Annotated in this window: 14 protein-coding genes; 3 read left to right on the top strand and 11 right to left on the bottom strand. The window is 39.1% G+C overall.

Annotation, left to right across the window (positions count from 1 at the left end; genetic code table 11):
* Positions 1-6: 6 nt before the first annotated feature.
* From ACF8EG_RS16395 to ACF8EG_RS16365, 7 genes are all read right to left on the bottom strand, one after another.
* A complete protein-coding gene (locus ACF8EG_RS16395; RefSeq protein WP_258486600.1) occupies positions 7-237 on the bottom strand; it encodes a hypothetical protein in 231 nt (76 codons plus the stop codon).
* 110 nt (positions 238-347) lie between these two features.
* Positions 348-1,364, bottom strand: coding sequence for a hypothetical protein (locus tag ACF8EG_RS16390; protein ID WP_258486601.1), 1,017 nt, complete (start codon positions 1,362-1,364; stop codon positions 348-350).
* Positions 1,351-2,463: a hypothetical protein gene (locus tag ACF8EG_RS16385; RefSeq protein ID WP_258486604.1), complete on the bottom strand. Its 1,113-nt coding sequence runs from the start codon at positions 2,461-2,463 to the stop codon at positions 1,351-1,353. The genes ACF8EG_RS16390 and ACF8EG_RS16385 overlap by 14 nt, the downstream gene beginning before the upstream one ends.
* Positions 2,460-3,458, bottom strand: a complete 999-nt coding sequence (locus ACF8EG_RS16380; RefSeq protein WP_258486607.1) for a hypothetical protein — start codon at positions 3,456-3,458, stop codon at positions 2,460-2,462. Before ACF8EG_RS16380 ends, ACF8EG_RS16385 begins: the two co-directional genes overlap by 4 nt.
* On the bottom strand, positions 3,459-4,631 hold the full coding sequence (locus tag ACF8EG_RS16375; protein WP_258486609.1) for a hypothetical protein: 1,173 nt from the start codon (positions 4,629-4,631) through the stop codon (positions 3,459-3,461). It lies immediately after the preceding gene.
* Positions 4,621-6,834, bottom strand: a complete 2,214-nt coding sequence (locus tag ACF8EG_RS16370) for a hypothetical protein (RefSeq protein WP_258486610.1) — start codon at positions 6,832-6,834, stop codon at positions 4,621-4,623. Before ACF8EG_RS16370 ends, ACF8EG_RS16375 begins: the two co-directional genes overlap by 11 nt.
* Positions 6,835-6,836: 2 nt before the next feature.
* Positions 6,837-7,361 (bottom strand): hypothetical protein, encoded by a 525-nt coding sequence (locus ACF8EG_RS16365; protein WP_258517436.1) that lies wholly within the window; start codon positions 7,359-7,361, stop codon positions 6,837-6,839.
* Positions 7,362-7,434: 73 nt separating this feature from the next.
* Here ACF8EG_RS16365 and ACF8EG_RS16360 point away from each other — a divergent pair, with 73 nt between their 5' ends.
* On the top strand, positions 7,435-7,917 hold the full coding sequence (locus ACF8EG_RS16360) for a hypothetical protein (protein WP_138937642.1): 483 nt from the start codon (positions 7,435-7,437) through the stop codon (positions 7,915-7,917).
* Positions 7,918-7,920: 3 nt separating this feature from the next.
* The gene (locus ACF8EG_RS16355; protein WP_025767413.1) at positions 7,921-8,130 is read left to right on the top strand and encodes a hypothetical protein; all 210 of its coding nucleotides are present in this window, start codon (positions 7,921-7,923) and stop codon (positions 8,128-8,130) included.
* Positions 8,131-8,194: 64 nt separating this feature from the next.
* Here the strand turns inward: ACF8EG_RS16355 and ACF8EG_RS16350 are convergent, their stop codons facing one another.
* The 4 genes from ACF8EG_RS16350 to ACF8EG_RS16335 form a co-directional block, all read right to left on the bottom strand.
* A complete protein-coding gene (locus tag ACF8EG_RS16350; RefSeq protein ID WP_025767412.1) occupies positions 8,195-8,854 on the bottom strand; it encodes a hypothetical protein in 660 nt (219 codons plus the stop codon).
* Between the two features lie 13 nt (positions 8,855-8,867).
* Positions 8,868-11,615, bottom strand: coding sequence for a TraM recognition domain-containing protein (locus ACF8EG_RS16345; RefSeq protein ID WP_180208830.1), 2,748 nt, complete (start codon positions 11,613-11,615; stop codon positions 8,868-8,870).
* A gap of 78 nt (positions 11,616-11,693) precedes the next feature.
* Positions 11,694-12,086, bottom strand: coding sequence for a hypothetical protein (locus ACF8EG_RS16340; protein WP_145471868.1), 393 nt, complete (start codon positions 12,084-12,086; stop codon positions 11,694-11,696).
* Positions 12,067-12,561 carry a hypothetical protein gene (locus ACF8EG_RS16335; protein WP_148299836.1) on the bottom strand — a complete coding sequence of 165 codons (495 nt, stop codon included), beginning with the start codon at positions 12,559-12,561 and terminating at the stop codon, positions 12,067-12,069. The genes ACF8EG_RS16340 and ACF8EG_RS16335 overlap by 20 nt, the downstream gene beginning before the upstream one ends.
* Before the next feature lie 97 nt (positions 12,562-12,658).
* Here ACF8EG_RS16335 and ACF8EG_RS16330 point away from each other — a divergent pair, with 97 nt between their 5' ends.
* On the top strand, positions 12,659-15,295 hold the full coding sequence (locus tag ACF8EG_RS16330) for a DotA/TraY family protein (protein ID WP_180208829.1): 2,637 nt from the start codon (positions 12,659-12,661) through the stop codon (positions 15,293-15,295).
* Positions 15,296-15,298: the final 3 nt, after the last annotated feature.

Below are 15,298 nucleotides of genomic sequence, written 5' to 3'. Positions count from 1 at the left end.
TTTTTTTTAAGCGCTAAGTAAAATATTTTCAATATTCAACCTGACCTGGTAAAGACCATCATTCCCTAGTAAAGCCAAACTTGCTTCTTTGATGCTGCTACACTCATTTTCTAAAACTAAAGTGTCCTTTTCAGAAATTGTAACAAGCCCCTCAAGTCGCGAATATAATCCTTTACGGGACACAAGACCTAATTGGTTGCTACCAAATTCTTTTACAAGTTGGTTAATATTGCCCATATGTCCATTGCAAGTACACGATAAGACTAACCTACCCTCTTCAACCGTTAGTGAGTAATTTTCAAGTATCAATGGCTTTGAATTCAGCATTTGAAACCTAATCTCTTTGACTACATTACATTAGATGGTGATTGGGATGCATTTCGTTTTGAAATGAATTGAAACGGGTTCATATTGTTAAATTTCTCTAATAAGTCATCTAAAATTTCGAGAAGTGCATTCTCTTTTGAGTCATTTTCTTCAAGGTTTAATACTCCATCATTTGTAACACTTGCTTGTGGGGCATTTGCAAACACGTCATAAAATGGATTTGGGGCATCCGTTTCTGGATGGGACTCCATTGAAAGTTGCTTCGCTAGTTCAATTTCAGAGTTAATTCGGTTAATAGTATCCATATTACAAGTATCAATATGGCTTCTTGAATCACCCATTTCATTTTTAAACGTGGCAAAATCATTTGCAGCTTCGCAGCTACTTTTGAATGATTCTCGTGCAGCATTAAACTCACGTAGTTTAACAGCCAGATCTGGGTTTGAACCGATTGTTTCAGGTATCATTAAATCATCAACAGTGAGTTTCTTTTCACTAAGCATCTTATTCAACGCTGCAGATTGGTTTTGTAAATTGATCCGGTTGGCAGTGAGATCAAGATAAACATCCTTGCCATAGTTAGTGCTCTCTTCAACGCGTCGAATCAGATCATTGTCTTTACGTATTTCATCATTAATCTTTGATTTCTCCGTACCGCCTTTAAAGTTGTCCCAGAGTTTTCCCAGCGTTGCAAAAGGATTAGATTGACCAGACCCACCACCAGATTTGGCATTTTTTTGTTGCTCTAACATATCTTCAGCATCTTGCATCGTATCGTGAAGTTCTCGATTTATAGCAGGATCATTTACACGCAAAGTTCGATTGAAAATATCGATAGCTGTTGGTTGATACTCCTTAGCAACTCCATCTCGCTTAAGGAGGCTTTCTTTGATATCGGCAATGCCATCTTTATTCAAACGTGAAAAGTCTTCATTAGATGCGGTTGCAAGTCGTTCTGCCGTAAGGTTTGCACCACCATTAGCAGCCACATTATTAACATTAACAGCACCGTTAGTATTATTTTTATCCATTTGCATTGTTAGCTCCTACTTGGTCGATCAGCTTTAGTGCCTCGAGTTGAGTCAGTTGATCGAGTTTCTTCAAAGTCATGATTGCTAGCTTGTTACTCATAGCTAAGTTTTTGTTCATTTCTGCAGCAAGAGGTACGGAGTCGGCATAACTAGCTAGATCAGCTCTATATGTTTCATTACCGAAAGTACGGTCAATTTCCTTTTCAAGAAGTGACATATGGGATTCTGATGCACCTGGCGTTACAACTCTGTCAGCCATATTTTCCGTTAGTACCATTCGAGCTGTGGCAATCGTATTTACCTTACTAACCTGTCTCAAATATCTTTTCTGATTAGAAACTGTTTCAGTGCTTGAAGGTAGATCAACTGTGTCCATTGCTGAATAAACAGCCATATCAATCTTATCTTTAGCCGTTATACGCTCATTTGCAGTTACAATATTTTTCCCCGAAACTAAAGGTGTTTCGAGTAATTTGGTAAATCCAAAGTCGTTCGAATATTTTTTAATTAACTCATTACCATTTAGCTTAAAGATCCCTTTACCGGGAAGCGCCTTCAACTGAAGGTAGTCATCTGCCATATTTGCTACAAGGTTCCCTGCTAACTCTCTTGAAACATTCGCAGAATCCACAATACCAATTGCATTTTGGTCACTTTCACACATTTGAGGGGGTGGTTCTGTCGCGGCGCTTATACGATCATTTGCAACTTCTTTTGTAAGAGCTAATTGTGTATCAAATCCCTTCGTAAATGCTGCCGTCATTCCACCTGTCGCTTGGTCATTAAACAAGTTAATAACCGATGAGAATGCTCCCATTACCGCCGAAATCAATGGTTCAAACATCTCAGCAAACTTTCCAACCAGCTTATTCAATATTCCATCAATTCCTGCATGGGCTGGCGATGAGTTAAGCATTAAAAACGCTCCAACTGCCGCGAACAGACCGGCTTTTTCTGCACCTCTATTTTTGGATTTGGTTGATTTGGACTTCGTACATGCTTTAGAAGATCGACTAGAGTCCGTTTTATTTTCCTCTGCGTCAGGGTCGTCTGCACGTAAGTACATGCGCAATTTTCTGAATTGATTTAAAGTCCATTTAATCATGATGCTGACCTGCGTTTTTTCTGAATAGATGATAGAGATTGGACGGCTGATAAGGCTTCAAGAACCATTAACCTCTCTTCTGCCAATAATGCTTGATGTTCATTGTGAATTAGCTGCCCGAGTTGGCGTGATGCTTCTGCATACATACCTGTTTCACCACCAGCAGCGATTAGTTCCTGCCTCCAATCGTTACTTGCGAATGTGTTAATTGATTGAAGATTAGAAGCATAGCGTTCATCCCCCGCTAAAAGAGCGCTAACAATGTTTAGCCCCTGAAATGCTAAAATTCTCCTGGCTTCATCACTGGCACTTTGGTAATCGGCAAATCGCTTGTTTGTATATGACTTTCTTTTTGCAAGACTCCCACCTATCGCACGAAAGCTTGTCATTAACTCATTTCGTTCTTCTGCCGAAATTTTGCGACTCCGCGAGTTAGAGTCGATAAGAGTTTTTATGTCTAGAAAGCCCGGTTTTAACCTAAACTCATTACTTAGTGGTGGTGGTTCCAAGCAAAATTGATTTACAATTTGGGTATCGCGGTATTGATATTTTTGTTGAGTAAACCCTATCTCTTGAAATGCACACAACCTCGGTGATGGTTCTGATTGCCTTGCTACTTCAATTTTGTCTGCTTCTGCTTTTACTTCAACTTTCTTGTCATACCCCATCAACAAAGTGTTTTGAGAGCCAGTGTTCATCGATCCCCAAAGTTCAGCGATATAATCTGCAGAAAACTCAAAAGACATAATGGTAGGTAAACGACAAGCTAACCCTGATAGCTCGCCATAAATCTTGGCGGCTGTAATAAAAAATGCATTAGCTGGTGGTGAAGTAGTTACCGCAGCAACACCGACTGTTGCCGCTGCACTATAAGAAACAGATTTTCTTAAAAACTGTCTACGGTTTGCATCTATGTTTTCCTGATTTTTCAAAGTCTTAACTTTTGAATCAGACAGTCCGGATCGAACATTAGAATTAGGATTTTCTTTATTCACTTAAGTCTCCCTACGCTCTATCTCTAATGCGGAGTTTATTGCTGAAATGCTATTTCTAAGCTTTGCAATTTTCATTCTTTCATGCTTGATTCTATTGAGTAGAGCTTGTTGGCTATTGACGTAGTACAAGACAGGGGTAGGATCTGAATAACTGTTCAACTCTTTTAAATATCCTGGTTCTAATGCCTTTGATTCCACTTCAAGTAAGAGTGCTTCTGCACCGCTGAAATATGGACCTCCATCAGATATTGCTTTCTGCGCTTTATTAGCCCCAGCCCCAAGTAAAGTGGTCCTCATTGCTTCCGTAAGAGACTTTGAACCAACTCTTCTTGCCATCGCATACGAAAGACCTTCAATTATGATATTCGCTTGTACTGCCTTTGATACGTCTCTGAAGTTTCTTTTCTCGATTGCTAAGCTCCCTTTTGCGAGATCTTCATCAACTTCAGGATTAACACCCTCTTTCCACTTAAATGCATCATGGTCTGGGGAGCGAACTATATCCGCTAATAACAAAGAAAATTCAGATTGAGCACCAGAAACACTTGGAAAAGCACCAGTACCAAAAATCATCGACAAGTTCTTAAGGCTAATTACTCCTTGCCCTTCAGTAGTAGTTTCAACCAAATCTATGTATGAAGCTCGGTAATCACTGATGTTTGGAAAGTCGGTTGAATAGAAAATCTTTGATTGTCCAGTGGCGATATTGTCCATATTTGCAGTGCTGGCTTTAATTGATTGAACAACCAAGCCGCTTTGCTGAGTATCTTGACAGACTCTTGGCGATGTTTCCGTCCGTCGCATCATGACATTATCTTGGATCGTCTTGTCAAAGTTCATTTCAAAATCAACTGAATTTTGAAATGTTCCGCTTAACAGTCCATTTTCTTTTGCTCTAGATTCTTTAGTAACATCTGTATATTCGTTCCAAGCCTCTATGAAGTTCTTGTAGTATCGGTTTGCAATAAACATCATTAGAATTTGCCCAGCTTTGTCTAAAAACTTCTCTAACAACTCTGTTGGCGACAGACCTAAGAAAGCATTTGCATTGGGCGACACCAATGTAGCGATTGTTCCTACACTCCCTCCAAGCATCACTGCTAAAAACTTACGCCGTTTTACTGGGTCTAGTTTATGTAGCTTTTCCAGATTAGGATCTTGTTCATTCGACATCTTTATTAAACCCCATCGAAATATGATTCACTTCTTCTTCACTTAAACCAGGCTTCAAATCGCTAGTTTTTTTGAAGTTAAGATTGATGGATTTGTGCCCTAATAAATTGTTGTATATCTTTTCGGCATTTGAATGAAACAAGTAACATTCCTGACTCATTGTTCTATTGAACTCGTTGATAATGTCTTCAGCAGATTTTCTGTCTATATCTCCAAGGCAAAATCTCTTGTCAGATCGAGTTAAGGTTTCATTCGCTGTACTAGACCAAATTCGTTTAAAAATCTTCAATGATTGATCTAACGCTGTCTTAAACGAGAAAAATGAGCTTTCTGCATTTGATTGAATTGGTGAGTCTCTAAAGATGTTATTTGAGGCTTTTAGAAGTGAGTTAACTACATTCAAGGCTACGTAGCCTTCATGTATTCCCCAAGCAAATGTTCGGGTTGAAGAAATTGCTTCTATCGAAGCACAAAGTAACTCCGCATTGAATCTATGATTTGTTGGCTCGATTTTCAATGCACGAGCAATCATCACTATTTGCTCGTTAACTTCACGTTTAAGGTATGGGTCAAATCCGAGTTCACATAGGACTTTGTCTGGGCTAACCCTTGGCGTTAATGCCATGATTGCAGCACCTAAAATTGCCGTTAAGTAGTTTTGGTGAGCTGATTCCTCAAGTACCGGAAGATGCGAGTTAGCATTTTTAAATGCGTTATACACTTTCCCATAAAATCCTGGCATCAAAACATTCATATCGGGCTTTATTACTTGACCATTAGCGCCGATTTGATCCTTATAGCTGACTAAATGCCTGAATCTATCTTGGGCAATATCGCACACCTTAAGCGTCGTTCTTTGGAGCATAAGGTATCTTTGAGCAATATCATTGGGTAATAGACCGGGTTTGATAGATGATATGTAGTTATCTATTGAATTATCTATATTCAGCAGTAAGTGCGTCGGATATATTTCACTTTCGTGCGCTTTTACCCCATGCACTAAACTTCCTGTTTCTGCCTCTAGAAGTTGACGTGTAACAACCTCAGTACAGAATTTCAATCGACTTACTAACTCATCTAGGCAATCCCGAGTCGTTGAAATAATGAAACCAAATGATTTCTGGTTTGAATCGTTTTTCAATGACTCAATACAAATGTTGATGATATTTGCTTGGAATGAAGCCACCTTAGAAATGCATGATTTCAAGAGCATGTTGTAATCAGATTCACGTTCACAACCGACAGAAAAGTAGGCAAATAAATCAATAATCCTATCTTCGAACATTTTCCTTATGGTGTTTCTGGAATTGCCATCAACTATTACTGACCTGTCAGAATGCAAGGCATTGAAAACCTCGCTCCATGCCATTGAAACAGAGTAGTAAAAAGACTCTTCATTTGATGTTTGCTGTTCGCGAAAAGGGTTATACAACCGGACCTTATCCATCCGTCTGTCTATGTAGGCTAAGGTTTCAGGATCAATATCAGTTAAACCAAGTTGGTTTCGAATGTTTAGAATTCCTGGATGATTAATGTCGCCATATATACCTAGTAAAATTTGCGTAAACAATTTTGTCGACTTTTTAGCTTCATAGCCAATTTCAACAGATCGAGCATATATAAGAGAGTTAATTCCCCAACTAAGCCTATAAGAGTATTCACTAGCACTAGACTTTCCTTGAGCCTTGTCCCTTTCGCTTACTTTATTGAGGTCACATACTGTCTTATGAAATGAAACGATAAACTCTTTTTGAAGAAGGACTGTCTCACCAATGGCATTTACAATGCCATCTTGGAATTGATCCATCATCGCTTTGTTTCGAACAATCGTTCTACCAGCGTTTGCTAATTCTGCATTTATCATATATGTCAACGTTTTCAGTGACTTCATTTGCAAAGACTTGATCTTTTTGCTCGTTATTTTTGAGTCTTCTTTAGCATTTGCTGAGTCAGAGGTTTGCAGTGATGCATCAGTTAAAGCATGTTCGTATTCTTCAATCATTCCAAAACTTGCAGGTTCGGGAACTTCATACGCATGTTCTTCTTGAGAGAAAAGAGAATCAAATTCCTCTTCATAACTTTCATCATCATTTTCGTCACCACTGGCATACGAGTTAATTATTAACTTCTGTTTTGAATTAGTTGCCGTGGGTGCCTTATTTGCATTTAAAAGTAGTTCATTCAGAATTGGACTATCATTCATTTCTACACATCCATGCTTCGCTGGTAGATTTCTTCTGCCACATCTTTTTGTAAGACGTGCGGGACTGGTTTGTGAACAACCGTGCTAAACGTTTCAATTGATAGGTGAGTAACAGAGTCTTTTAAACTAACGGCTTCATTACGCGGTAATTGTTCGAAATATTCATTCCATGCATCAACAAGTGGCTTTATATCGATACTAGGATGATTCCCTTCCATTACCGATTGAAAATCAATATGAAGCACCTGACTTAGAGCATCAGTCACGTATCTCATCATTATTGACTTATCATCAAATTTTGGGCTATCGACGTGTATAAAATCATGCTCGCCTAAATCATTTTTAAAGTTTTGGAAAGGTATCAATGGTGTACCGACTGAAAGCACTGAGTTTGCATTAGCGTATTGCAAAACAATCGCCTTAAGAACTGTGATATCGGCTTTACTTGCAGGAAAGTTTTCATACTCCAACGCAAGTTTTCGCTCTATGTGATCCATTACGACATCAATTGCCAGAACATTTCGCATCGCCGCTATCTCTCTTTTAATCATAAAGTATATATTGTATCATATGATAACAAAATTATGTAGAACGATGATTATGCCTGATACGGAAGAAGAATTGGCGGTTAAGCTACTTAGCTTATTCAAAACAATGCAGATGGATAACTCTTGTTACGTACAAAGTGAGTCTTACGGCGAAGTGGTTTATGTAAAGGATGGAGGATGTATGCTTTTTGAACTCGATGAGTTTACCAAGCATCGCTTGCCAACTGATAGGGTTCTCGCAGTTCAATACCCTAGTTGGCTCTCAGACTTTGCATTACATGCTGATTGGATACTAACTCCAACTCGATGTGCAGCAATGATTGTTATTAAAGATTTACGTGTTCTGTTCGTGTTCAACAATGAGATTACCCCAGATGAAGACGAATTTGATAGTATGCTAAAATACAAGAATCAATGGAGTATCTACGTTACAGAGACAAAAAGAAAATTACCTTTTGCAATTGTAAATCGACATTGCAGAAAGCTCCATCTTGCAAACTCATTCAATCAACTATTCAAGGTGGGGAGAGTCTAACTCATGAAAATCAAAGTATTAGCTAGAGGCTATAACTCCCCAGACTTTATGAAGTCATTAAAAAATGATAACAGCTTAGATAGTCTCATAGATCGAGTAGAGAAAATTGTTAAATCTGATATGCAACAAACGCAAGATACAGCAAAAGAAGAGATAAGCGCTGCTCAAAGTTTTCGGGACGAAAATGACTCTAGTAATGACTTCAAAATGTAATCGTGCATTAAAAAAAGAAAAGGCATACTAGTAAAAAGTATGCCTTTTTTGTGTCTACTTAATTCTATTTGTTCAATGGAACTACTTTTGAGTCGCTTTTCTCATTGTTCTCAAGAGACTTTGGTGCTGTAGCGTTTTCCTGACCAAGTAAGCTTTGGGTATTTCCCCTACCAAATAGCTTATCTCTTAACTCATTTTTTTGAATATTAGCTTTGAACATTTGCATCGCTAAGTTTGAGACAGGTGACTTACGATTACCATTTGCATACATCACAACTACTTTATCAGGGGCTAAATATCTCTCGCCCTTATCAGTAATTAACCTAACTTTAAACCCGCCTTGGTCTTCAAGTAGACCAGTTATGCGCATGTGATAACTTTTCCCAGCAATTGTTGCGACTACAGGAACGTTAAACCATTCAGGTTTTAAGTTAAGTGTCGGACCAAAAGTAAGGTAGTTTTGTGCAAATGAGTCCATGTTTAGGTTTTGGACTGGACCACAGATAAGGCTCATTGTTACGTCAGAATATGATTTGGACGATTGGATACTTTGCAGTGAGATACCATATTTTGCAGCGACCTCTGAAATGCATCGCTTAACATCCTTGTAGAACTCTTGAAGCTCATTTTCAGAGAGAAAATCAACATACTCGACAGCGTTTTTGGGAGTTTCAAATAGTGACTCATCGACGTGCTTTAGATTAATTTTGTTTTCATTCAACATTTTGCGTTTTCCTTTATTGATTTGACTCAAGTATTGAGTGAATTTCACTTAGAATATTTACCGTTCTTTCCACGTTTGTGGTTGGAGAAGGCAAACGCGGGTGTACAACACTCGATTCAACATGAGATAGCATTTGATCAACATGTTCACTTGCAACTTGAACCTCATCCTCTGTTACTGGTGAGTTTTGTAATTTCGTAGCTTCTTCTTTAGTTATCGTTCCGTTTCGAAGATCCATATCAATACGTTCTAGCTTATTTGTTCTAACAGCTAGCTCTGTCATGCTTTGACTGATTTCTTCACGACTTGTACCGTTATTTTCTAAAGATATATTAAGTAAACTTGCATACTTTTCTCGCTTGACCTCGTCTATGTCAGACTTCGTTATTTCGATGGCTTCTTCCTTGTTGAAACCAACATCATCGTCTAACCCTATAGCGGGATCTTGAGATAGAGAATCTTCACGGTCATCATCATCATCTGAAAGATATGCATTGATTTCTTCTTCTGATGGTTTTTCGAAATGCTGTGGTTCTTCTGATTCTGCTGATGAACTTGCTTGTGGTTCTTCATTTGAACTAGATGCAACTTCGTTAACATGTTCTGCTTCTTGTGCGTTATTTTCAGAACTATTAGTTTTGTCTTGATTGGCTGGCTGCTGTGTCTCGGTTTCAGTGGTACTTTCCGGTTCCTCATAACTTACAGGTTCTGCTGACACATCATGTTCAGAAAAGTCATCTTCTAATGCATCATATAAGCCATTAATACTAGATAGTAAATCTGACTGCATTGTCGCGTAGGACGCAAAGCCGTATGCAAATGCTTCAGTGAGTGATGAAGTGTTGTTCTTACAAATTTCTACACGTTCCAAAATGTCTGTAATTAAACTAACTGAGTCTGTATCAAACTCCATTTCGATTTCAGTAGTAGTAGCCCGATGAAAAATCTCTTTCATCTCTAATTTTGCAAGTTTATAGTTTGTTATGAATGACACGTCATACGGTTGCCACGGCACAAATTGATTTAGTGCCAATTGCTTCATATTTTTTGGCACCATTGTTGGACCATCAACTCGATGTAACTCATCGATAGCAGTTATATATAACTCACCTTCACGTAGCTTTTGAATCTCATGGTTATCTAATCTATCTTCCTCTACGTATGAGGCAGAACTGTCTTTAGACTTTGTGGACATACCCACTGCAGAAATTTCAGCGCGGTCCCTTTGCCATACGTAGTGCTTACCAGCTAGTTTTTGGTATAACTCCCGAGTCTCATCATCAATAATTCGACCAGCAATCTTGATGATCGTGTTACCCATTACTGTTTTCACCGTTTTGGATACTTCCTCAGAAAGCTTGCCCATAGCTGGTAAGTCCTGCGCTAGATAAGCTAGACAGAAACCTAAAGATCGACTTTGCGCACTTGCTGGACCTTCTGATAGATCGAAGTACATACCCACTTCATCCATAACATTTATGTAGGGGTATGAACTATTTGTCGGTCTTGTTTCTATATTTCGCTTTGCTTCCCCTTCAATTTGGTGTCCAAGCGAACGCCCCATCATTGCTTTTCGTGAGCTGAGTACAATTCGACCCATTGAAGCAACACTTTGCGGCGAAGCTTCGAGTGCTGGCAATAGAGCAAGCAATACACGATCAGTTAAGACGATCGCATCTTGGTTTATGTCACCACTCTCACAGCCAAAGATTTTTGTGTAATCACCGGCGAGCATGTTACAAACCAATATGATTTGCATAGAACAGAAACCAAATTGATCATATACCTGCGTACTCTTTACAGACTCCCCTTTAAGTAGAGTTTTAAAGTCACCAGCCGAAACCCCAGGTAGTGTTTTAATAAATCCGTATATTTGCTTATTTACTTGCTCTGGTATCTTGACATTATTGAACTGTTCTAATGGTTCGGGCGAAGCTAACAGACCTGCACTTTCAACGGTTAAATAATCAATTAGAGTTCCCATGTTAAGAAACTGAACACGCTCATCGCGTAGAAACACCAACGGACCTAACAATCCCGCTACCAAAGCATCCGCACGTTTAGCCCAAATATCCCCATCACCAGCCAGTAGTGACTTAAAACTTTCAATACATGATGCGGCAGTACCAGTATCAAGAATATTGAACGTATTAGTTGTAATGTGACCTTCATATTCATCCCAAGGGTTACTATCGCCTTGGATATAGTTAATTAGAAAAAGATCATCTAATCTGTTAAACCGATGGAGTAGAGAGATTTCTTTATGGGCAAGGTCAAGGTCTGCTTTTCCATCGACTAGTATGTACCCAGCCCCAAAAATAAGGCTGTTTACGTTAAAAATACCAATCATGGTAAAAGTCTTACCACTACCCGTCGCTGCTAAGAAGCTACAGTGTTGCTTTACTGTTCCATTATCAAACCAGCACTGAAGGTTGTTTTCTACTTCGTTCCCAAAATAGACTATCCCTTTTGCACCACGATATGACTTCGAGCCATCTTGCTTTTTGGCTGGGTTAGGGTTGAATGGATCGTAGTTAACTCCGCTAGAAGCAGGTATGAAAAATGGCATCTTCGGAACTTTGACTTCACGTCGTTTTATCAATGCAAACGACACCAAACCAAAGATTAGGAAGAAGAATGGTTGGATAAGATAAATGATCAAACTGGCTGGGAAGAGAACCAATACGTTATTTGAATTAAAGAATAATCCAAGTTTCTCATCTAATGTTAAAGGACGCCGCTGCAGTTCAGCTTTGTCCATTATGTGCTTACGACCTTTAGAACCCACTATCTATTCCATATGATGCTGAAAATTGAAGAACTAACTAACAACCTGCTTCTATTCAAAGCTCGAGAAGAACTCATCGCCACCCTTGAGGAAGTCATTATTTAAGTCGTAACCTACTTCAACTCCTACATCATATTCATAGTCATTCGGAATACCGTACCAATCTGTTATATCCTTTGTGTTATATCCGCATAGCAGGTCCATTGACGGAATGGAGGCTTTAAAATCATTGAAAATGTCAAAAATCCCTGATGCATTGAAGATTGAGTCAAGCCCACAGTCGTGTAAGAGTGAAGGTACTTCTGACATTCCGTATTTCTGCATCTTTTGCTCGTGAAGTTCACTAGGTGAACTACAAACGTCTATAGACGCTGCCGCAGAGAATGAAGTTGATAACGCAATCAACACACCCATAGATGTTTTTCTAAAATTCATAATTTTCAATAGCTTCCATAACAAATTGATATTGATTTCGATCAGAAAAAATCCGCTGAAATATCGACATTTTGGATAAAAAGAGAATTCTACTGACTAGTGTTCTCGCACCAATCACAACAGCCTCATCATTCGATTGCAGTAATTCAGTTGAAATGAGTTTTTTGGCTACTTCTGGTTCGAGATTTACAAGATCACCAAACAACTTGATTGCTCGTGGGAATATAAGTTGAGCTTGTAATTCGATGACTTCCTGTTCAGATATTTGAGTAAATGCCGTTCTTAATGCAGTACTCCGACCTTCGTCTACGATTTCTTGGAACAACAACGGATTGTCCTTAGATGTTGTCTGGGCAACACCAGAAATCATATTCAATGCTTCTTGTACCTTTTCTTCATCATCACAAGTCCAACTCTCAATGCCGAGGACGTACTGCATGGTTGCTTTGATTGGTTCGTCAAAGTTTTGGAGCCAACTTTCCACATCGTAATTGCTAATCATTTTTTAAGTTTAACATTTGCTAGATTACGTTTAATATATACATTATATGTGGATTTAGCAATTTACGGAATTTCTTAAAATGACCAATATGAAGCGAGCTTTTGCAAAACTTATACCTTTACTGGCTTTAATCTTGGCTTCATTTCAAGTAATTGCTGATGACAGTGACAATGGTTCCGCTCCTACTCCAATCTTGGAGCACGAACAGATTACGAACGGTACGAGTGCCCAAAAATCGATTGAAGCATTCCAAGCAGGTGCAGTAAAAGACAATCTAAATCGAAAAATTAACCGTGAAACTGAAGCATTGAAGCAATCTGGCGTTGATCTGCAAACACTTGCTGAAGGTACAGAGGAAGTTTACGACTACAAGGTTAGCCCTTGGTGGTTGCCTGATGGCTTTTTTGATGGTCCTAGCCAATTAGATATGGGGTACATAGCACTGCGATATGTATTTGGTGAGCCAGTAATGAAAGCATTCGAGTCCGTAACAGGAACCACGTTAGATGATCGTACTCCTGTTACCGATCCGAATTACAGAAATACACTAGGTCTTTCATACGCTCAGATGATGAACACTTTGGGCATGATTCTAATCGGCGGTGTTCTTATTGCTTACGTTATAGGATTTTTCGTTAAACGTTCATTAGAAATTGGGTACTTAAAGGGTGATGAGAAAGAGGAAACTGTTTTCGGTTTAGTTCGTGGCTCAGGTGCAATGATAGGCTCTGTTCCTATTCAAGCATTCTATGGGCTATCTACTTTTCAGATGACAACCATTTGCGCCGTAGTCATTGGTTTAGGGATGTCTGCTTCTATCATCAAGTTCTCAGTCGGTAACTTATTAACTCCCTCTATTGTTGCCACCCAATATCCTGCGGTAAATGAGTACATTGATTCCATGCTTTATGCAAAGGTCTGCGTCACAGCATTGGAAGAAGAACTTGACTCAAAAACTGATGAAAGCGAACCAAACTCTCGCGGTATCGATGGGACATACTTATACCTTGAGTACCAAGATCGATTAAGCCAAGGTGTATTCTTTGAAACAAGCACTTGGGGAGGTCGTCAAAACTTAAAAGCCATAGAGAAACAAAACCGGATTCATAAATACTATTTTGGTCCTGATGCTGAATGCGGATCTGGTGTCTTGGGAGAAATACATGACAAAGATAACATTGGCAGAAGGTTTGATAATGCCCATGAAGCTATAACGTCATATACGGAATCCGAAATGGGTCGTCTCGCAATGAGTTACATCCGCGAGCTTTGGCAAGAACTTGAACCATTTGCCACCAATATCAATAAAGAAAACTATGCCAGCTTAACAACTATTAGCGACGGCAAGGAGCTACCACTCAGTATTTCGGACTCTAAAGCTTATGCGGCTCTTAAGTTTAAATACTCAAGGAAAATCGTTACGGCAATTGACCGTATGCTTAAAGATTTCTACGATTCACCTCTCATAATTCCGACAAGAGGCAGGACACCAGAGGCTACAACAACCATTAATGCCATGCGCGATGATATCGCATCAGTAGGCATGTTCGGACTTGGCTCATCATATACTTCACTTGCACAAATGCAGGATAGCTTCAGTGACCCAGTCGAAAACAGTTTTAGACCAGTTGATTCAGTAACCTTTAAGAGTAATCGGATCTCCTGGTACAGCTTCTATTTTACTACTTACTTATCTTTGCTAGATTTCTTCGATAACGACGATGAAAAGTTAGTCAAAATCCAAGAACAGTACAAAGCGTTCATTTCGTCACCTTACGCTTCTGGGTCGCAAGATATTTTGACCGCATCAGTAAACCAAATTACCGAAACTTCACGATTTGGTATTGTAGAGGCTATTGTAAGAAAGGCTGCAGTATCAGCATTTGCATATTTAGCTACAGGTGAGCTTGATGGGAGCAATCTAAACTATGCTGCTACAGACCCAATACTACAATTACGAAACATTGGGCGAACTGTACAAAACAGTGCTTTAGCATTTTGGTTGATGCCTAGTTTATACGATATGATTTCAGGTAATTCTACAGACGACAGTCAAAATGACTCTGAAGTAGGTGCCGACAGTTTCAAATCCGGAGTTCCCGGAATAATTGTACTACTCGTATTAAGTTTATTTACTTGGGGATTTTTTATGACAAACATAATCCCCTACATTCCCTACATCATGTGGACTATTGCTTGTTTTTCATACCTATCATTTGCAGTAATGGCTATTTTAGGTACTGGCTGGTGGGGTGGCGGTATGACCCTAAAAGGACAGCAAGCTGAATCATACATGGGACGTTCTCAGGAAGGTATAAACATTCTAATCAGTTTGATTATCCGACCTCCACTAATGACAATCGGTTTCTTCATGGCTTTGGTTTTAAACAAAGTTTTAGGTTTCATTGTCAACTCAACAATTCAACCTGCAATGATTTCGGCAAATGCGGGAATAACCAACCCCATGATGCTGATTGGTCTTTTCATTGTATCTTCAATTGTTCTAACTATCGGTATCTACAAAAACATGACACTTATTTGGGAGCTTACTGATTTGTTCATGCGTTGGATTGGTTTGGACAGAGATCATCTTCAAGAAGATGGCGCAAAGAATGCCCAAACTCAATTCGTCTCATCGGGTCAAAGTAGTTCTTCTCAAATGAATCAAATTATGTCTAAAGCAACGGCTAAACAAGGTCAGATACCATTTGCGTAATAA

The sequence above is a fragment of the Vibrio sp. YQ_11 genome (genome assembly GCF_043103065.1).
GTDB lineage: Bacteria > Pseudomonadota > Gammaproteobacteria > Enterobacterales > Vibrionaceae > Vibrio > Vibrio parahaemolyticus.
The sequence above is the reverse complement of the archived record's forward strand: the minus strand, read 5'-3'. Positions and strand labels throughout refer to the sequence as shown.